This window comes from Sphingomonas sp. SFZ2018-12 (assembly GCF_022496715.1).
Taxonomy (GTDB): Bacteria; Pseudomonadota; Alphaproteobacteria; order Sphingomonadales; family Sphingomonadaceae; genus Sphingomonas.
In genome coordinates, this window is sequence record NZ_WTFM01000001.1 from 1,329,460 (window position 1) to 1,348,510 (window position 19,051).

Consider the following 19,051-nt stretch of genomic DNA (forward strand, 5'->3'; position numbering starts at 1 on the left):
CGGGAATTGGATTAGGCACAGGAATGAAAAAGCGCGCTATTGCAAGCACGGATGCGTCGCGCCCCTTCCTCGTCAGGCTGGCGCGCGACACGCGCGGCAACACCATGGCGATCATGGCGGCGGCGATCTTTCCGATGGCCGGCATGATCGGTGGCGGGCTCGACCTCAGCCGCCTCTACCTCGTCAAGACGCGGCTTCAGCATGCCTGCGACGCCGGTGCGCTGGCGGGGCGCAAGGCGATGGGCGGCGGCCTGTGGACCCAGAGCAACAACATGCCGAACGGGGTCGCCCAGCGCTTCTTCTCGTCGAACATCGGCACCAGCGCCTATGGCGCGTCGAACATCGCGGCGACTTATACTGAATCGGCAGGCAAGGTAACGGGCGTCGCCACCGCCCAGGTGCCGATGACGCTCATGCGCGTCTTCGGCAGCGAACAGCGCTCGCTGTCGGTCAGCTGCGACGCCGAAATGCGTCTGCCGAACACCGATGTGATGTTCGTGCTCGACGTCACCGGGTCGATGGACTCGACGCTCCCCGGCGACAGCGAAAGCAAGCTGACCGGGCTGAAGGTCGCAGTGAAGTGCTTCTATGAGACGCTGGCGCGACTCAACACTGCCGCCGCCTGCGTCGCGGGCGACCCGAGCGGCGGCACGGGCGGGGAAACACAGATCCGGTTCGGCTTTGTCCCCTATTCGACGAACGCCAATGTCGGAAAGCTGCTCCGGCCGGAGTGGCTGGTCGACCGCTGGACCTACCAATCGCGCGAGCGGGTGAACGTTGGCGGGATGCCTGGCGGCTATGTCGACGGAACCAAGGGCAATTGGAGCAACTGGTCCAACAACCAGAGCACCACCACCGCCACCAGGGAATTGTGCGATGCATTCCTTAACCCGGCGGTGCGGGACGAGCCACGGAACAATAACTGGGGCGCCGGCTTCGAGGATTCCGAAGCCAACCTGCCTGTCGGCACCTTCAAATCAAAGCGGCAATGGCGCGACCGCGAGTATCAATTCGTCTCCTACGCGGTGGGCAACAACGGGTGCAAATACCGCACGCGCACACGCAGCTATGACCGTACGTTCACGCTGACAGAGGTTCCGGTCGGCACGCCGTCGTCGGTCACGTTGAACGCATGGATGTACAAGCCGGTCGAGTTCGACGTGTCGGGGCTGAAAAACGGCACCGGGTGGAACGACTCTATCACGTTGCCGCTCAGCACAAGCGCGATCAGCTGGGCAGGGTGTATCGAGGAACGCGACACGGTGCGCGCGACGAGCTATTATCCGATCGATCCAAACGCGCTCGACCTCGATATCGATCGTGTTCCAGAGCTGACCAGCCCCTCGACTCGGTGGCGTCCGGCGCTTCCCGTGACTTATCAGCGCAAGGAAAACTACGACAACACAAGCGCGCGGTCGCTGAATGAAATCCGCAGCTTCAACAATTTCAGCGCGGGGAGTTTCGCCTGCAGCACGCCCGCGACCCGGTTGACTGAATGGACGACGGCATCGGCATTTGAGGGCTATGTCGATTCGCTGACGGCGGGCGGCAATACCTATCACGACATCGGGCTGATCTGGGGCGGACGACTGATGTCGCCGACCGGCCTGTTCGCCGACGACAACCGCTTCACGCCCGAAGGCGGTGAAATCGAACGGCACCTGGTGTTCATGACCGACGGCGACGCGTGCACCTCGGTGGCCAATTACCAGGCCTATGGTCTGTCCTGGTACGATCGCCGCCAGACCGATCCGGCCGTCGAGCCGACCGAAGGCTGCAGCACTACCGGCACGCTGACCCAGCAGGTCAACGCGCGCACCCAGGCAATCTGTTCGGCGATCAAGAACAAGAACATCACGCTGTGGGTGATCTGGTTCGGGACGTCGAACCCGACGATCGAGGGCCAGATGACGAGCTGCGCCAGCCCGAGCCGCTTCTTCAGCGCGCGTAATTCGACGCAGCTCCAGCAGACGTTCAACGACATCGCCAACCAGATCTCGCAGCTGAGGCTGACGCAATGACGTGGTCCGATCGCCTCGGCACAGCGCTGGTCCGCGACGAGCGGGGAACGACGCTGGTCGAATTCGCGATGATCGCACCGGTGATGACCGTGCTGCTGCTCGGCGGCATGGACATTGCGCACACGCTGTACATGACGTCGATGACGCAGGGGATCGTCCAGAAGACCGCGCGCGACGGGACGCTTGAGGGCGGCCAGCTCGATGCGCGGCAAACCGTGCTCGACGGGCTGGTCCGCACCGAAATCGGCAAGCTCAACAACCGGGCGGTCGTGCAAATCTCGCGTCAATTCTTCACGACCTACGAGCAGGCACAGCGTCGCTACGAGCCCTTCACCGACATGCCCGAGGGCGGTGCCAACGGGCGCTATACCTATGGCGAGGTATTCACCGACTCGAACGGCGACGGTGAGTGGAATACCGGCGAACCCTATGAAGACACGTTGTCGGAGCCGAATGGGGCCTGCAACAATGGCGAGGCCTATACCGACGAGAATAGCAACGGCACTTGGGAAGCCAATCTGGGCCGCGACGGCCAGGGCGGCGCCAAGGACGCCGTGATCTACAGCGTCAGGGTCACCTATCCGTCGGTATTTCCATTCTACGCCTTTGTCGGTGGATCGGAATCGAAGACCGTGACCGCCACGACGGTGCTGCGCAACCAGCCCTATGGTGACCAGGAAGCCTTCGCCACCCCGCAGACGAGATATTGCACATGAGCCGCGCTGTCATGTTCCGTCGGCTGTCGACGCTGCGCCGCGACCGGAGCGGCGTGGCGCTGATCGAGTTCGCCTATACTCTGCCCTTCATGCTGCTGCTGTCGCTGAGCGGCGCGGAGCTGACCAACTACATCACGACGCGGATGCGGGTGAGCCAGCTCGCCCTTCAGGTCGTCGACAATGCCGCGCGGATCGGCCGCGGCACGCAGCTCCAGGCCAAGCAGATCAACGAGGGCGACATCAACGATCTATTCATTGGCGCGGCTCTGCAGTCGGGCACGCTCGACATCGCGAATAATGGCCGCATCATCCTGTCCAGCCTGGAGAACGATCCCGCCAATGCGGGCAAATACCGCATCCGCTGGCAACGCTGCACCGGTGCCAAGGTCGAGCATGCCTCGACCTTCGGTGACGAGGGCGACGCCAACCTCGACGGAATTGGACCCATCGGCCGACAGGCGACCGTGACGGACAACAACGCAACGATGTTCGTGCAGATCTTTTACGAATATCAGCCGCTGATCGAGACGGAATTCGCGCCGGATTCGCTGATGATGGAATATGCGGCGATGATGGTTCGCGACCGCCGCGACCTGTCCCAGGTCTATCCGGTTTCCGGCCTCACGCCGTCGACCTGCTGACGCTTCGACCGGATGACTGGGGCGAGGCGGGGCGACACCGCCGCCCCGCCTTCTCCGAACACGTCAACCGGATCAGCGATAGGTCACCTTCTTCACCGCCGCGACCACGCGGTCGGCGCTGACCAGCGCCAGCTTTTCCAGATTGGCGGCATAGGGTAGCGGCACGTCCTCGTTCGTCACGCGCAGCACCGGGGCGTCGAGATCGTCGAAGCCCTGTTCCATCGCCACCGCGGCAAGCTCGGACGCGATCGAGCAGGTCGGCCAGCCTTCCTCGACCACGACCATGCGGTTGGTCTTCCTCAGGCTGTCGAGCACCGTCTGCGTGTCGAGCGGGCGCAGCGTGCGCAGGTCGATGACTTCGGCGTCAATCCCCTCGCCCGCCAGCTTCTCCGCGGCTTCGAGCGCGAGGCCGACGCCGATCGAGTAGCTGACGATCGTGACATCCTTGCCCGCGCGCATGATCCGCGCCTTGCCGATCGGCAGGACATAATCGTCGATGTTGGGCACTTCGAAGCTGCGGCCGTAGAGCAGCTCGTTTTCCAGGAAAACGACCGGATCGTCGGTGCGGATCGCCGCCTTCATCAGCCCCTTGGCATCGGCGGCGTCATAAGGCGCGATCACGATCAGGCCAGGAACGCTGGCATACCACGGCCCGTAATTCTGGCTGTGCTGCGCAGCCACCCGGCTCGCCGCGCCATTGGGGCCGCGGAACACGATCGGGCAGCGCATCTGGCCACCCGACATGTAATTGGTCTTGGCCGCCGAATTGATGATGTGGTCGATCGCCTGCATCGCGAAGTTGAAGGTCATGAACTCGACGATCGGGCGCAGGCCGCCCATCGCCGCGCCGGTGCCGACGCCGGCAAAACCATATTCGGTGATCGGCGTGTCGATCACCCGCTTTGGCCCGAATTCGTCGAGCAGGCCCTGGGTCACCTTGTACGCGCCCTGATATTCGGCGACTTCCTCACCCATCACGAACACGCGCGGGTCGGCACGCATCTCCTCGGCCATCGCATCGCGCAGCGCCTCGCGCACGGTCTGCTTGACCATTTCGGTGCCGGTGGGGACCTCCGGGTCGGGCGTGCGCGCGGTCGATTTGAGCGGCTCGGGCGTGCGTGCGCCGTTCTCGCCCGCCCCTTCCGTCGCCCCGGCGGAGGCCGGGGCCGCTGGCTGTTGCGCGCCGTCCCCATCGGCCCCGGCCTGCGCCGGGGCGACGGGAGCGGCATCCTCGCCCTCGCCCGCCATCGTCGCGATCACCGCGCCGACCTTCACCCCGTCGGTGCCCTCGGCAACGAGGATTTGCGCGATCGTGCCTTCGTCGACCGCTTCGAATTCCATCGTCGCCTTGTCGGTCTCGATCTCGGCCAGGATGTCGCCCGACTTGACCGTGTCGCCTTCCTTGACCAGCCACTTGGCCAGCGTGCCTTCTTCCATCGTGGGCGACAGCGCCGGCATCTTCAGTTCGATCGCCATCTTAATAGGTCTCCACCAGCACATCGGTGTACAATTCGGCCGCATCCGGCTCGGGCGTGGTTTCGGCGAAGTCAGCGGCGTCGTTCACCACCTTGCGGATCTCCGCCTCGATCGCCTTCAGCTCGTCTTCCTTGACGCCGATCGCTTCCAGCTCGCGCTTGCACTGTTCGATCGGGTCGGATTTTTCGCGCACCGACTGCACTTCGTCGCGCGAGCGGTATTTGGCCGGATCGGACATCGAATGGCCGCGATAGCGATAGGTCTTCATCTCCAGGATGATCGGCCCCTTGCCCGCGCGGACCCAGGCGAGCGCGGTCTCGGCAGCACCGCGCGCGGCCAGCACGTCCATGCCGTCGACCTGGAGTCCCGGCACGCGAAAGCTCTCGCCACGGCGATAGAGCTGGTCCTCGGCCGACGCGCGATTGACGCTGGTGCCCATCGCATACTGGTTGTTTTCAATGACGAAGATGATCGGCAGCTTCCACAGCTCGGCCATGTTCAGGCTTTCGTACACCTGACCCTGATTGGCCGCGCCGTCGCCGAAATAGGCAAGGCACACGCCACCGTCGTCGTTGTACTTGTGGCTGAACGCCAGGCCCGCGCCCAGCGACACCTGCGCGCCGACGATGCCGTGGCCGCCATAGAATTTATGCTCGACGCTGAACATGTGCATCGAGCCGCCCTTGCCCTTCGAAATGCCCGCCTGGCGCCCGGTCAGTTCGGCCATCACGTCGCGCGGCGGAATGCCGCACAACAGCATATGGCCGTGGTCGCGATAGCCGGTGATGACGCTATCCTTGTCGGTCAGCGCCGATTGCAGGCCGACCGCGACCGCCTCCTGGCCGATATAGAGGTGGCAGAAGCCGCCGATCAGGCCGAGCCCGTAAAGCTGACCGGCCTTTTCCTCGAACCGGCGGATGAGCAGCATCTGCTTGTAGAAGTCGAGCAGCTGGTCCTTGCTCGCCTCGAACCGCACCGGTTCGTCGGGGCGCTCGCGATTGGGGATGGCGGGTTCACTTTTCGCGCGCTGCGCCGGTGCCTTGGCCACGTGTCGAGGGTCCTCGTTCCTGGGGAAGGGAAAGATGTGCCCGCCTATAAGCGCGAAGCGCGGCCGCGTGCAATGTTCACGCAAACGTCACCCTCGCCGCATCGCGATCCATTCGTATGCGACGCGATCCGGACCGCCGCAGCGCGGCTATTCGAGCGGGATGATGACTTCGTTGGGATGCACGACGTTCAGCTTGGTGCGAACCAGCTCGTCGACCATGTCGGGATCGGCGCGCTTCTGGTCGAGCAGGCGGACGCGATTGCGAAGTTCGGCGCGGGCCTGTTGCAGCTCGGCAAACTGCGCGGCCTTGACCTCGCGCTGGCGGACATAGTCGCCATAGCGCAACACGCCATTGGGCCCGAGCACCGCATAATAGCCGAAGAACAGCATGAAGATCATCGACAGCGCGGGCACGCCGGCCCGGCTGACCAGGGATCGAATATTTGCTGATCGTGCCATGTCCCGTCATTACGCAAGCCGCGCCCGCGATCAACAGCTTTTGGTAACCATGACGCGATGCGCCCGCGCTTCGAGCGCAGAGGCTGCACCCTTGAGCGGATCTGCGGCTTGGCCAATGGCCCGCGCGCAATCGACAAGGGGCCACCGCAACCGACCGCCCGGCCAAACGTTACGGCTTCAGCTATTTTGGGGGGATGTCGTGGACGAGCAGAAAACCGGCAAATCACCCGTCGCCCGAAACGCGTTGGTCGCGGGCGACGCGGCGAAGGACGATTCCGGCCTGTCGGAAGCCGAGCAGGAAAAGATCGATGATCAGGCCCCGCTGCGTTCCCCTGCCCTGTTCGCGTCGATCAGCCAGGCGGGCGACGAGGAGATGCGACGGCCGTCCGGATCGCTGTTCTGGTCGGGCCTGGCGGCAGGCGTCGCGATTTTCGCATCGGTGATCGCGGAGGGCGCGCTGCATGAGAAGCTGCCCGAAATGGTCGGGCGCGAGGCGATCGCGGATCTCGGCTATTCGGTCGGCTTCCTGATCGTGATCCTGGGGCGAATGCAGCTGTTCACCGAACAGACGGTCGTTCCCGTCCTGTCGGTCGCGCGTCGCCCCACGCGATCCAACCTCGCGCGGCTCGGGCGGCTGTGGGCGATCGTGTTCGGGGCCAACATGATCGGGGCCTTCGCCGTCGCCGGGGTGGCAGCGGCCGGCGGGCTGGCCGCCCCGCCGCTGCAACAGGCGATGGTCGAGATTTCGATGAGCCTGCTGGGCAAGTCGCCGGGCGACGTGCTGCTGCAGGGGATACCCGCGGGCTTTCTGATCGCTTCGATCGCCTGGCTGCTGGCGAGCACCAAGAGTGACCATTTCGCGCTCGTGCTCGTCATCACCTATGTGATCGCACTTGGCGGGTTCAGCCACGTCGTCGCCGGCGCGGCGGAGGCGTTCCTGCTCGCCTGGTCGGGCGAGGCGACCTTCGTCTGGGCGGTCCGCGACTTCATCCTGCCCGCCCTTGCCGGCAACATCATCGGCGGGACCGGCCTATTCGCGCTTTTCGCCTACGCCCAGGTCCGACGGGAGCTTTAGCCGCTCAGCCGCTCAGCCCAGGCCGCACCGCTGAGCGACTTTGCCGAGGTTCTTGGCGGCCCGGAAGTCTGCAAAGCCGAAAACAGGCTGGCGGGTGGTTGGTCTGGGGGGCCTGCGCCCCCTTCACTCTACGGCCATTGACCCCGGCGCCTCGCTCGCGGTCCGAGCGGCCGACGCAGCGCCGCCTCGACCGGCGCCTCGTGACGCGAGTACCGAGCCAATGACCGCCAGGATTGCGTAAATCGCCGTGATTGCCAGCATCGTCGCGGACAACTCCGCCTCCCCCGACGCCGTCTGCAGCACCAGCGTGGCGACCGGGCCGAGCGCGCAGATCGCGCCGGCCACAAGGGGCGACGTCAGCGCCACTCCGGCCTGTGCCAGATAGATCGGGCCGATGAGGATCGCGAGAAAGATAACCGCCTGTCCCCCCATCTCGATTGCGGACATGCCGTTGAACGGCTGGGGGAGCGTCGCGGCAACCGATCCGGCGATCACCGCGACCAACAAAAAGCGGGAGCCCACGATGGCGAGCGGCGACACGCCAAGATGATTGAAGCGCTTGGCGTAAATGGTTTCAGCGGCGATGGCAGTCCCGGCCATCGCGGCGAGCGACACACCGATCGCCCCGATGGTCAAGGCAAGCTCCAATACACAGCAGGCCAGGCCCCAATGCATAGCCCGCTCGGCGTTACCCGGCCGTCGCTCGCCTTGGCTGGTCAGGCCGAGCGCACCCAGCGCCATGACGGCGACCGGCGCAATTCCGCTGAACGCCAGGTTCACTGCGGCCGGTTCCACCAAGCGCAGTGCCTGGAAATAGCTTAGCCAGGCCATCGCCGTTGTCAGGTTGAGGAGCAACACGGTCCGCCAGCCACGGATCAGCAACCGAAGCTGATCCGGGCTGAACACCAGCAACGCCGCCCCGAACACCAGTGCGGCGGTCCCGAAAGCGAGCGCGGCTACTTCGAACAAGCCAAGCTGACCGAAAAGATGGCCGAGATAAACATCACGAACCGCTTGTGACGCGACGAAGCCGATCAGGCTGGCGATCCCGAGCGAGGACGCCATCCCCTTTTCAGTGCTGCGCATACTTCCCCCGTTGGACGATGTGACGCGCTCTTGCTGGCAGCATTGCCCGCAATGACATCCCGTTCCTTGCGCCCGAAGCAGGCGCGCGGTGCATTGGCCGCAACAACCGGGACGCGCCGCCACCCGCCCCATGCCAATGACATGTCCGAAAGGAGACACAGATGTCGTTTCGGATCGAGGGACTCGCCCCGGCGCAGTTTGCGCCACTCTTTGCCAAGAGCGACGCGGCGCTCGCACGCGGCGGCATTGTGGCGGCTTACGCGGACAATGACGATTATCCCTGCCGCATATCCCTCGCCGGCGCGGCAAGGGGCGATCGGCTGCTGCTGCTCAATTTCGAGCACCAGCCGGCATTGTCACCCTATCGCTCGGCCCACGCCATCTATGTCGCCAGTGGCTCGCGAGCGGCGGCGCAGTTCGTGGATACCATCCCCCCGGTGATCGCCGCACGGCTGCTGTCGATCCGCGCGTTCGACACGAGCGGGATGATGGTCGACGCCGACGTCATCGACGGCACGCGCGCGGTCGATCTGATCGAGCGCCAGTTCGCGGATCCCTGTGCCGCCTATCTGCATATCCATTTCGCCAAGCGGGGATGCTTCGCCGCCCGGGTCACCCGCGCAACTTGAGGTCGGAGGCCCTTTGCACCTTATCCTACACCGCACTACCATGCCAACCGCCCCGCATGGCGCGGTTCGCATCTTCTCCCGTCACCCCTGCATCATCGTCCCGCCGCACCCATCCGCGCGAGACCTTGCACAGCCCGCAACTTCCGCAACTTCGACGGATTTGCGAGGGTTTGCCGAGACGGTGGCGGCTCAGCGTCAGCCCGTCACCCGCGCAGCACGCTCCGCCCGGCATAGACGCCGGCATCGCCCAGCTCTTCCTCGATGCGGATCAGCTGGTTGTACTTGGCAAGCCGGTCGGAGCGCGCGAGGCTGCCTGTCTTGATCTGCCCGCAATTGGTGGCGACCGCCAGGTCGGCGATCGTCGCATCCTCGGTCTCGCCCGAACGATGCGACATCACCGCAGTGTAGGACGACCGCGTCGCCAGGCTGACCGCTGCCAGCGTCTCGGTCAGCGTGCCGATCTGGTTGACCTTGACCAGCAGCGAATTGGCCAGGCCCTTGTCGATGCCCATCGCCAGCCGCTTGGGATTGGTGACGAACAGATCGTCGCCGACCAGCTGGACCTTGTTGCCGATCTTGTCGGTCAGCGCCTTCCAGCCCTCGAAATCATCCTCGCCCATCCCGTCCTCGATCGACAGGATCGGATAACGCGCCGCCAGATCGGCCAGGTAATCGGCCATTTCGTGCGGGGTCAGCGACTTGCCCTCGCCGACCATCTCGTACTTGCCGTTCTTGAAAAACTCGGTCGCCGCGCAGTCGAGCGCCAGCATGACGTCGTCGCCGGGCGTGTAGCCCGCCGCTTCGATGCTCGCCATGATGAAGTCGAGCGCGTCGGTGGTGCTCGCCAGGTTGGGGGCGAAGCCGCCCTCGTCGCCGACCGCGGTCGCCAGCCCCTTGTCATGCAGCTTCTTCTTGAGCGTGTGGAAAATCTCCGCGCCGCACCGCACCGCCTCGGCCAGGCTGGGCGCGCCGACCGGCATCACCATGAATTCCTGGAAGTCGATCGGATTGTCGGCATGTTCGCCGCCATTGATGATGTTCATCATCGGCACCGGCAGGACATGCGCCGACACCCCGCCGACATAGCGATAGAGCGGCAGGCCGCGCGCATCCGCCGCCGCCTTTGCCACAGCCAGGCTGACGCCCAGGATCGCGTTGGCGCCCAGCCGGCCCTTGTTCTCCGTGCCGTCCGCCTCGATCATCGCCATGTCGATGTCGCTCTGGTCCTCGGCGTCCATGCCCAGCACTGCTTCCGCAAGGTCGGCATTCACTGCCTCGACCGCCGCCAGCACGCCCTTGCCCAGGTACCGGCTCTTGTCGCCGTCGCGCCGCTCGACGGCCTCATGCGCGCCGGTCGACGCGCCGGAGGGGACCGCGGCGCGGCCGAAGCTGCCGTCCTCCAGCATCACATCGACCTCCACCGTCGGGTTGCCGCGGCTGTCCAGAATCTGGCGCGCGTGGATGTCGATGATTGCGGTCATGGAATGATCTCCCTAGGTATTGGCCGTGGACGGACGGGCCACCCGGCGCTGCCTGTATCGGCTGTCGCGGAGCGGAGCAATTGCCGCCGTGCCGGACGGAACCCCCGCCTTCGGACGATGTTGTCTGAAACGAGCGCGAATTTATTCTTTTGAGGGAAACCCAAGTCATGGCCAATCAGAACGCCCCCGAGGAAACCCCCGCCGTCCCCCTGCCCGTCACGCCGGCCTTCGATGATGCCGCGCTGGCGACGCCCCCGGCCGAGCCGACCATCGACCCGCTGGCCGCGGATACCGCCGGTGGCGACATGGCGATGGCCGACGCGGGCACGAGCGACGGCACCCGCACCAGCAAGGCGCGCGAGGCCGTGCGCGAGCAGGCGGAGAAACTCACCGGCAAGGCGACCGAGCAGGCCCGGGGGTTTGCCGCGCAGGGCAAGGAACGCGCGACCGGCGTGCTCGATGAACTGGCGCGGATGATCGACGATGCGGCCGGCACCGTCGATGAGCGCGTCGGCGAACAATATGGGCGGTATGCCCGCTCCGCCGCCGGTGCGGTGTCCGGCTTTGCCGAAAATCTGCGCGGCAAGGAGGTCGACGAGATCGTCGACGATGTGCGCGAATTCGTGCGCAAGAGCCCGGCGGTCGCAATCGGCACCGCCGCTGCGGTCGGATTCGTTCTCGCGCGCATCCTGCGCTCGGGGTTCGACGGCGAGGACGGTCGCCGCGACGCCTGAACGAGATCGCCGACAGGGGGCAGGGACCGTGGACGAACCAGACGATGCGGCAGGCATCGGAACGTTGATCTCGAGACTGTTGCACGACGCACGCGCCTATGCGCGAGCGGAAGGCGATTATTACCGCGCGCTTGCCGCCGAGCGCGCAACCCATGCGGGGATTGCGGCAGGACTGGCGGCGGCGGCCCTGTTCCTTTTGATGGCGGTGGTGACGGCCACGCTGGTCGGGGTGCTGCTGCTGCTCGCCCAGATGGTCGGGCTGGCGTGGGCGACGCTGATCGTACTCGTCGTCGGGCTTGTCATTGTCGCGCTGCTGGGTCGTGCGGCCATCCAGCGCGCGCGGCGGGTCACTTTGCCTACCAAGGAAATTACATGACCGCCCCAACGAACCCCCGCGCCGCACGGCTCGCCGCCGATCTGGCGCGCCAGCGGATGAATGCGACGATCACGGAACTCAGGGGGCGGGTGGCGCCTGCCCGCCTTCGGGACGACGCGGTCGCCGGCCTGCGCGCACGGGCGGAGGCGACTGCGGAACACGGGCTGGCGGCAATGAAGCGCCAGCCGGGGCTGACCGCTGCGGGGTTTGTCGCAACGGTGGTGATCATCGCGCGGCGACCGCTGATCGCGGCGGCCCGCAACTGGTGGGAGCGACGGCGCAACAGCGGCGTTGATCGCTTTCCACCCGAATCCAACGACGACATCCTGAAAGGAACCGAGCGATGACAGAGGAAGTGAACGCCACCGGCGATACCCGGACCCCGCGCACCGAGCGGATCAAGGAGGCGGTCGGTACGATCAAGGAACGTGCCGGCGGGGCCTATTCGCAAAGCCGCGCGCGGGCGGGCGATGTCGCGCAACGCGCTGGCGAAAGCGTCGAGAATGCGCCGATGGCGGTACTGGTCGGTGGATTGGCGGTCGGTGCGCTCGTCGGCGCGCTGCTGCCGCGCAGCGAGCGCGAGCGCCAGGCGCTGGCCCCGGTGGGCAAGCGAATCGCGGGAACGACCGCGGCCGCGCTGGCGGCGGCGCGCGATGCGGGACGCGAGCAGCTCAACGAACTCGCCCCCAAGGATGCGATTCGCAACAAGCTGTCGGACGCGATCGGCCAGGTCGTGACGGCCGCAAAGGAAAGCGGTCGCGAAGCCGCGAAGGCGGGCGGCACCTCCCAGCCCTGATTTTAGCGCAGCTCGCGACGCGGCTTCGGCGCGACGCGCTCTTGAGCCGCGCGCCGATCCCGCTATTCCCTCACGCAAACGCGGCGCGATTCCGGTCGCGCCGCCATCCACCCGGCATGTTGGAGTAGCGGTTTTGAGCAAGATGCATCTGGTCTTCGGCGGTCGGGTCACCAATCCGATGACGCTCGATTTCGCCGACCTTTCGGCGATCGAGGTGGTCGGCTTCTATCCCGACTATGCCAGCGCCGAGAAGGCGTGGCGCGCCGCCGCGCAACGCACCGTCGACGACGCCGAGATGAAATATGTCGTCGTCCACCTTCACCGGCTGCTCGAGCCCGATCAGGGTCCGCCCGCCGCCTGATCCGCCGGTCGCGAAAACGGGTCAGCTTGGGCGGCGCCGGCGCGGGAGGAGCGGAAACGCGAGGATCATGCCGAGCAGGAACCCGCCGATATGCGCGGCACCCGCGATCGGAAAGCCGGCCGCGGTGCTGACGAGCGCGACGACGATGTTGAGAACGATCCAGCCGCCGGCGATCCAGGCGATGTCGACGACGCGTCCGGGGATCGGCCCGATTGCCCGCGCCTTCCGGCGGCTGAAGAACATCGCATAGCTGCCGAGGACGGCGGAAACCGCCCCGCTCGCGCCGACCATCGGCGACATCGATGCCGGATCGAGCGCCCATTGCGCCGCCGCCGCAGCATAGGCGCCCAGCAGGTAGATGAGCGCGACGCATGCCGGCCCCAGTAGCCGTTCGACCAGCCGCCCGGTCTGGGCCAGCATCAGCATGTTGAAGCCAAGATGCACCGGACCGGCATGGACCAGCGTCGCGCTGAGCGGGGTCAGCCATGCCGGCACCACCGCCAGATAAGGCGGCATGACGATCAGGCCGCTCACCCGCGCCGGGATGACGCCGCCGGCCGCGATCGCAAGATTTTCGTTGCCGGAGAAGGTCAGCGCGAGGCTGACCGCGCAGGTGACCGCGACGATCACCCACGTCATCACGGCCATGCGCTCTCGGATCAGATGAACTCGATCTTCGAAATGAGATAGTAGCGATCGCCCGACGGCACGGTGACCTCGACCTCGTCGTCGACGCGACGGCCGATCAGCGCACGGCCAAGCGGCGAGTTGTAGCTGATCTTGCCCGCGGTCGCATCCGCCTCGGCCTGTCCAACGATCTGATAGGTGACGGGCTTTTCGTCCTCGTCGATCAGCGTCACGGTCGCGCCGAACACGATCTTGTCACCCGACAGGTCACGCGGATCGATCACCTGTGCGCGGCTCAGCTTGTCCTCGATATCCGAGATCGACGCTTCGATCTGGCCCTGACGCTCCTTGGCCGCATGATATTCGGCGTTTTCCGACAGGTCGCCATGCGCGCGCGCTTCCTCGATTGCATCGACGATCAACGGACGCTCGGCACGCAGCCGCTTCAGCTCCGCGCTCAGCTTTTCATAGCCCTCGGCCAGCATCGGCAGCTTTTCGACGGTCGCCATTTATGTATCCCTCACTGAACAAGCCCCGATCAAGCGGACCCGGTGGAGAGGCCCGCCCGCACATCAACTCCGATTTGATGGGATCAATGCTGCGACGGCGAATAATAGGATTGAAGCGGCCGCACTTCAAGGGACTGCCGCGAAAGCGCCACAATCGCACGCGCCGCCGCGACGCTGGCAGGCGCGGTGGTGAAATAGGGCACTTTCTGGGCCAGTGCCGAGCGGCGGATCGATGCCGAGTCCTTCAGCGACTGCCAGCCTTCGGTGGTGTTGAAGATCAGCGCCACGTCGCGGTCGAGGATGCGATCGACGATATGCGGGCGACCCTGTGCCACCTTGTTGACGCGTTCGACCGCGATTCCCTGTGCCGCGAGGAAGTCGGCGGTGCCCGACGTGGCGATGATCGTGAAGCCGTGATCGGCGAGCAGCCGCACGCCCGGAAGGATCACGTCCTTGTCGCTGTTCTTGACGCTGACGAACAGCGTCCCCGACTGCGGCAGCGTGACGCCCGCGCCGAGCTGCGCCTTGGCAAACGCGGTCGCAAAGTCGCGGTCGATCCCCATCACCTCGCCCGTCGACTTCATCTCGGGGCTCAGCACCGGATCGATGCCGGGGAAGCGGCCCCAGGGGAACACCGCTTCCTTGACCGCGATATGATCGATGTGCCGGTCGATCGGCGGCAGGTCGCGCAGCTTTTCGCCCGCCATCACGCGGCTGGCATATTTGGCGATGGGTGCGCCGATCGCCTTGGCGACAAAGGGCACCGTGCGGCTGGCGCGCGGATTGACCTCGATCAGATAGACCTCGCCGTCCTTGACCGCGAACTGGATGTTCATCAGCCCGCGGACCGAGAGTGCGCGGGCGAGCGCATCGGCCTGGCGCTCGATCTCCGCGACGATTTGGGGCGAAAGGCTGTGCGGCGGAATCGAGCAGGCGCTGTCGCCCGAATGGACGCCGGCTTCCTCGATATGCTGGAGCACGCCGGCGACGACGACATCGTCGCCGTCGCAGATCGCATCGACATCGACCTCGATCGCGTCGCGCAGATACTGGTCGATCAGCACGGGTGAGTCGCCGGACACCTGAACCGCGGTCTGGATATAGTCGTCGAGCTGCTGCTGGCCGTCGACGATCTCCATCGCGCGGCCGCCTAGCACATAGCTGGGGCGCATCAGCACCGGATAGCCGATGCGGTTGGCGACGGCGACCGCCTCGTCACGGCTGCGCGCAATGCCGTTGGCGGGCTGCTTCAGGCCCAGCTTGGCGACCAGTGCTGCAAACCGCTCGCGATCCTCGGCCAGATCGATCGCATCGGGGCTGGTGCCCAGGATGGGAATGCCGGCATCCTCCAGCGCCTGGGCGAGATTGAGCGGCGTCTGGCCGCCAAACTGGACGATGACGCCGACCAGCGTGCCGTTCGATTGCTCGACATTGAGGATTTCGAGCACGTCCTCCGCGGTCAGCGGCTCGAAATAAAGCCGGTCGGAGGTGTCATAGTCGGTGCTGACCGTTTCCGGGTTGCAGTTGACCATGATCGTCTCATACCCCGCTTCTGCCAGGGCGAAGCAGGCGTGGCAGCAGCAATAGTCGAACTCGATCCCCTGCCCGATCCGGTTCGGCCCGCCGCCCAGGATGACGATCTTGCGCGCGTCCGACGGCATCGCCTCATTCTCGGGCGCGCCAAAGCTCGGCGCCTCGTAGGTCGAATACATATAGGGCGTCTTCGCGTCGAACTCCGCCGCGCAGGTGTCGATCCGCTTGAAGACCGGGCGCACGCCCAGCCGGTGGCGTAGTGCGCGCACCTCGCGCTCGGTGATGCCGCCGGTCATCGCCACGACCGCGTCGCGCACCAGCCCCGATCCGCGCGCGATGCCGCGCGCCATGCCGCCGCGCAGATTGGCGGACTTGAGCGCGAGATAGGCGAGCCGCTTGTCGCTGAAGCCCATCCCCTTCAACCGCCGCATGCCCGCCGCATCGCGTGGCAGGCCGTTGGCGATTACCTCCGCCTCGGCCTCGACGATCTCCTTCATCCGCTCAAGAAACCAGGGATCATATTTCGCGATCGCGTGGACCTCTTCGACGGTGAAGCCCTCGCGCAGCGCCTGTGCCGCCACGAGCAGGCGGTCGGGCGTCGCCTGCGAAAGCGCCGCCTCGATCTCGGCGCGCGGCGCGCCGACCAGCCGGTCGACATCGTTGAAGCCCGACAGGCCGGTTTCCAGCCCGCGCAGCGCCTTCTGCATCGATTCATGGATCGACCGGCCGATCGCCATCACTTCGCCGACCGACTTCATCGCGGTGGAGAGCAGCGGTTCGGCACCCTTGAACTTCTCGAAGGCGAAGCGCGGGATCTTGGTGACGACATAGTCGATCGTCGGTTCGAACGACGCGGGCGTGACGCCGGTGATGTCGTTGGTGATCTCGTCCAGCGTGTAGCCGACCGCCAGCTTGGCGGCGACCTTGGCGATCGGAAAGCCCGTCGCCTTCGACGCCAGCGCCGATGACCGGCTGACGCGCGGGTTCATCTCGATGACGATCAGCCGGCCGTCCTTCGGGTTGACCGCGAACTGGACGTTCGATCCGCCGGTTTCCACACCGATCTCGCGCAGCACCGCGATGCTGGCGTTGCGCATGATCTGATATTCCTTGTCGGTCAGCGTCAGCGCGGGCGCGACGGTGATCGAATCGCCGGTGTGGACGCCCATCGGATCGACATTCTCGATCGAGCAGATGATGATGCAGTTGTCGTTCCGGTCGCGGACGACCTCCATCTCATATTCCTTCCACCCGAGCAGCGATTCCTCGATCAGCACTTCGGTGGTCGGTGATGCATCCAGCCCGCCGGTGACGATCTGGATGAACTCCTCGCGATTATAGGCGACGCCGCCGCCGGTGCCGCCGAGCGTGAAGCTGGGCCGGATGATCGCGGGCAACCCGGTGTGGTCGAGCGCGGCCAGCGCCTCGTCGACCGTATGCGCGATCGCCGAGCGCGCGGATTCGAGCCCGATCCGGTCCATCGCGTTGCGGAACTTGATCCGGTCCTCGGCTTTGTCGATCGCCTCCGCATCCGCGCCGATCATCTGCACGCCGTATTTCGCCAATGTGCCGTCGTTGAACAGCGCGAGCGCGGTGTTGAGCGCGGTCTGGCCGCCCATCGTCGGCAACACCGCGTCGGGGCGCTCCTTCTCGATGATCTTGGCGACAATTCCGGGCGTGATCGGCTCGACATAGGTCGCGTCCGCCAGCTCGGGATCGGTCATGATCGTCGCCGGGTTGGAGTTGACCAGGACGATGCGATAGCCCTCCTCCTTCAGCGCCTTGATCGCCTGCGTGCCCGAATAATCGAACTCGCACGCCTGGCCGATGACGATCGGCCCCGCGCCGATCACGAGGATGGAGGAGATGTCGGTGCGCTTGGGCATTACAGGTGCTTTCGAGCGAGTTCGGCCAATTGCTCAATGGCTTCTTTGCTGAGGCGCAGCGTCTGAGAGACTTTTCCAGGCATCATGCGGTCGTCGGATCCAAATGTGTTGATCTGAACGAACTTCTCGCCATCCTGCCCCTGAATTGAAAAGCCGCCCTTTGTCTCGGTGTGGCGGGCGTGAGCTTTGAGCTCAAGCTCCTCAAACGATCTAATTATTGCCATTACTTCGCTCCAAGCATCCCCACAAACCGCTCGAACAGATAGAAGCTGTCCTGCGGCCCCGGGCTGGCTTCCGGGTGATATTGCACGCTGAATGCCGGGCGGTCGGTGAGTTCGAGGCCGCAGTTGCTGCCGTCGAACAGCGACACATGCGTTTCGCGGGCGTTGGCGGGCAGGCTGTCACGTTCGACCGCGAAGCCGTGGTTCATGCTGGTGATCTCGACCACACCGTCGTCCAGCCGCTTGACCGGATGATTGGCGCCGCGATGGCCCTGGAACATCTTGGTCGTGCGCGCGCCTGCCGCGAGGGCGAGGAGCTGGTGGCCGAGGCAGATGCCGAAGACCGGCAGCTTGTCGTCGAGCAGCCGCTTGATCGGCGCGAGCGCATATTCGCCCGTCGCCGCGGGATCGCCGGGGCCGTTGGAGAGGAATACGCCGTCGGGCTTCAGCGCCATGATCTGGTCATAGGTCGCATCGGCCGGCAGCACGCTCACCTTCGCGCCGGCGCGGACCAGGTTGCGGTAGATGTTGCGCTTGGCGCCGTAATCGATGGCAACGACGTGGGGGCGTTTCTCGACTTCGCTCGAAACGAACGGTGGAGATAAACGTGAGTCTTCAGGAGCGGAGACGGCTGCTTCCCCGTTGGTTTCGAGCGAAGTCGAGAAACCCGCCTCACCCTCGTACCCGAACCCCAGCCGCCACACGCCGCCGTCCCACGTCCCGTGCGTTTCGCGCGTCACCGACTTGGCGAGGTCCATGCCTTCCAGCCCCGGCCAGGCGCGGGCGCGGTCCAACAGGGCGGGAATGTCGAAGTCGCCGTTCGCCGAATGCGCGATCACGCCATTGGGCGCGCCGCCCGTGCGGATTCGCCGGGTCAGCGCGCGGGTATCGACGCCGGACAGGCCGATGCGATCATGCTTGCGCATCCAGTCGTCCAGCCGCTCGACGCTGCGGAAATTGCTGGGGTCGGTCACGTCCTGGCGCACGATCATGCCGAGCGCATGGGGGTCGTCGGCTTCGATATCCTCAGGGTTCGCGCCGACATTGCCGATATGCGGGAAGGTGAAGGTGATGAGCTGACCCGCGAAGCTCGGGTCGGTCATGATCTCCTGATAACCGGTCATCGCGGTGTGAAAGCACACCTCGCCCACCGCCGATCCCTCCGCGCCGAAGCCCCGGCCCCAGACCACATCGCCAGTGGCGAGGACGAGCACGCCCGTCGCTCCTTCGGGCGCAGGCAGGGGCTTGGCTTCGGCCATGGGGGTGGTCGCTCCTCGTACGGGGTCCGGCAATGTCGCTAAGGCTCGCCCGCTAGACCCCTGCCCTTTGCGCGTCAACCGCGCTAACAGGATTGGCGAAGATTCATTTTCCGAAAG

General features: G+C 65.5%; 20 protein-coding genes. 10 read left to right on the plus strand and 10 right to left on the minus strand.

What is annotated here, in order from left to right:
- The first annotated feature begins 23 nt into the window (after nt 1-23).
- Genes GO308_RS06120 through GO308_RS06130 form a run of 3 tightly spaced genes read left to right on the plus strand, consistent with a single transcriptional unit; the run spans nt 24 to nt 3,378 of the window.
- Nucleotides 24-2,021: a TadE/TadG family type IV pilus assembly protein gene (locus GO308_RS06120; RefSeq protein ID WP_240884563.1), complete on the plus strand. Its 1,998-nt coding sequence runs from the start codon at nt 24-26 to the stop codon at nt 2,019-2,021.
- On the plus strand, nt 2,018-2,737 hold the full coding sequence (locus tag GO308_RS06125) for a TadE family protein (protein WP_240884569.1): 720 nt from the start codon (nt 2,018-2,020) through the stop codon (nt 2,735-2,737). Before GO308_RS06120 ends, GO308_RS06125 begins: the two co-directional genes overlap by 4 nt.
- On the plus strand, nt 2,734-3,378 hold the full coding sequence (locus GO308_RS06130) for a TadE/TadG family type IV pilus assembly protein (protein ID WP_066546675.1): 645 nt from the start codon (nt 2,734-2,736) through the stop codon (nt 3,376-3,378). Before GO308_RS06125 ends, GO308_RS06130 begins: the two co-directional genes overlap by 4 nt.
- A 72-nt stretch (nt 3,379-3,450) precedes the next feature.
- Here GO308_RS06130 and GO308_RS06135 read toward each other — a convergent pair whose 3' ends face one another.
- The 3 genes from GO308_RS06135 to GO308_RS06145 form a co-directional block, all read right to left on the minus strand.
- Nucleotides 3,451-4,854, minus strand: coding sequence for a pyruvate dehydrogenase complex E1 component subunit beta (locus GO308_RS06135; RefSeq protein WP_240884571.1), 1,404 nt, complete (start codon nt 4,852-4,854; stop codon nt 3,451-3,453).
- A 1-nt stretch (nt 4,855) separates the two neighbouring features.
- Complete coding sequence (pdhA, locus tag GO308_RS06140; protein ID WP_066479463.1) at nt 4,856-5,902, minus strand: pyruvate dehydrogenase (acetyl-transferring) E1 component subunit alpha; 1,047 nt, start codon at nt 5,900-5,902, stop codon at nt 4,856-4,858.
- Nucleotides 5,903-6,049: 147 nt separating this feature from the next.
- Nucleotides 6,050-6,361 carry a septum formation initiator family protein gene (locus GO308_RS06145; RefSeq protein WP_066479466.1) on the minus strand — a complete coding sequence of 104 codons (312 nt, stop codon included), beginning with the start codon at nt 6,359-6,361 and terminating at the stop codon, nt 6,050-6,052.
- Nucleotides 6,362-6,560: 199 nt separating this feature from the next.
- Between GO308_RS06145 and GO308_RS06150 the strand changes: the two genes are divergently transcribed.
- Nucleotides 6,561-7,436 carry a formate/nitrite transporter family protein gene (locus GO308_RS06150; RefSeq protein ID WP_197417036.1) on the plus strand — a complete coding sequence of 292 codons (876 nt, stop codon included), beginning with the start codon at nt 6,561-6,563 and terminating at the stop codon, nt 7,434-7,436.
- 123 nt (nt 7,437-7,559) lie between these two features.
- On the opposite strand, the gene GO308_RS06155 is transcribed toward GO308_RS06150, so the two are convergent.
- Nucleotides 7,560-8,522, minus strand: a complete 963-nt coding sequence (locus GO308_RS06155; RefSeq protein ID WP_240884573.1) for a hypothetical protein — start codon at nt 8,520-8,522, stop codon at nt 7,560-7,562.
- Between the two features lie 161 nt (nt 8,523-8,683).
- Between GO308_RS06155 and GO308_RS06160 the strand changes: the two genes are divergently transcribed.
- The gene (locus tag GO308_RS06160) at nt 8,684-9,151 is read left to right on the plus strand and encodes a DUF1203 domain-containing protein (protein WP_240884575.1); all 468 of its coding nucleotides are present in this window, start codon (nt 8,684-8,686) and stop codon (nt 9,149-9,151) included.
- Between the two features lie 203 nt (nt 9,152-9,354).
- Here the strand turns inward: GO308_RS06160 and eno are convergent, their stop codons facing one another.
- Nucleotides 9,355-10,632: a phosphopyruvate hydratase gene (eno, locus tag GO308_RS06165; RefSeq protein ID WP_066673057.1), complete on the minus strand. Its 1,278-nt coding sequence runs from the start codon at nt 10,630-10,632 to the stop codon at nt 9,355-9,357.
- A gap of 167 nt (nt 10,633-10,799) precedes the next feature.
- On the opposite strand from eno, the gene GO308_RS06170 reads away from it, so the two are divergent.
- The 5 genes from GO308_RS06170 to GO308_RS06190 all read left to right on the plus strand — a co-directional run bounded on the left by GO308_RS06170 (nt 10,800) and on the right by GO308_RS06190 (nt 12,899).
- Nucleotides 10,800-11,366, plus strand: a complete 567-nt coding sequence (locus GO308_RS06170; RefSeq protein WP_240884577.1) for a hypothetical protein — start codon at nt 10,800-10,802, stop codon at nt 11,364-11,366.
- 28 nt (nt 11,367-11,394) lie between these two features.
- The gene (locus tag GO308_RS06175) at nt 11,395-11,742 is read left to right on the plus strand and encodes a phage holin family protein (RefSeq protein ID WP_066760200.1); all 348 of its coding nucleotides are present in this window, start codon (nt 11,395-11,397) and stop codon (nt 11,740-11,742) included.
- Nucleotides 11,739-12,089, plus strand: coding sequence for a hypothetical protein (locus tag GO308_RS06180; RefSeq protein WP_240884579.1), 351 nt, complete (start codon nt 11,739-11,741; stop codon nt 12,087-12,089). Before GO308_RS06175 ends, GO308_RS06180 begins: the two co-directional genes overlap by 4 nt.
- A complete protein-coding gene (locus tag GO308_RS06185; protein WP_066546537.1) occupies nt 12,086-12,538 on the plus strand; it encodes a hypothetical protein in 453 nt (150 codons plus the stop codon). The genes GO308_RS06180 and GO308_RS06185 overlap by 4 nt, the downstream gene beginning before the upstream one ends.
- A gap of 133 nt (nt 12,539-12,671) precedes the next feature.
- Nucleotides 12,672-12,899: a DUF4170 domain-containing protein gene (locus GO308_RS06190; RefSeq protein WP_066479481.1), complete on the plus strand. Its 228-nt coding sequence runs from the start codon at nt 12,672-12,674 to the stop codon at nt 12,897-12,899.
- A gap of 21 nt (nt 12,900-12,920) precedes the next feature.
- Here the strand turns inward: GO308_RS06190 and GO308_RS06195 are convergent, their stop codons facing one another.
- The 5 genes from GO308_RS06195 to carA all read right to left on the minus strand — a co-directional run bounded on the left by GO308_RS06195 (nt 12,921) and on the right by carA (nt 18,934).
- Nucleotides 12,921-13,547 (minus strand): rhomboid family intramembrane serine protease, encoded by a 627-nt coding sequence (locus tag GO308_RS06195; protein ID WP_240884581.1) that lies wholly within the window; start codon nt 13,545-13,547, stop codon nt 12,921-12,923.
- Between the two features lie 11 nt (nt 13,548-13,558).
- Complete coding sequence (greA, locus tag GO308_RS06200; protein ID WP_066479483.1) at nt 13,559-14,035, minus strand: transcription elongation factor GreA; 477 nt, start codon at nt 14,033-14,035, stop codon at nt 13,559-13,561.
- 83 nt (nt 14,036-14,118) lie between these two features.
- On the minus strand, nt 14,119-17,454 hold the full coding sequence (carB, locus tag GO308_RS06205) for a carbamoyl-phosphate synthase large subunit (RefSeq protein ID WP_066546539.1): 3,336 nt from the start codon (nt 17,452-17,454) through the stop codon (nt 14,119-14,121).
- Entirely contained in the window at nt 17,454-17,678 is a 225-nt protein-coding gene (locus GO308_RS06210) for a hypothetical protein (RefSeq protein ID WP_066673051.1), read from the minus strand. Before GO308_RS06210 ends, carB begins: the two co-directional genes overlap by 1 nt.
- A complete protein-coding gene (gene carA, locus GO308_RS06215; protein WP_240884609.1) occupies nt 17,678-18,934 on the minus strand; it encodes a glutamine-hydrolyzing carbamoyl-phosphate synthase small subunit in 1,257 nt (418 codons plus the stop codon). Before carA ends, GO308_RS06210 begins: the two co-directional genes overlap by 1 nt.
- Nucleotides 18,935-19,051: the final 117 nt, after the last annotated feature.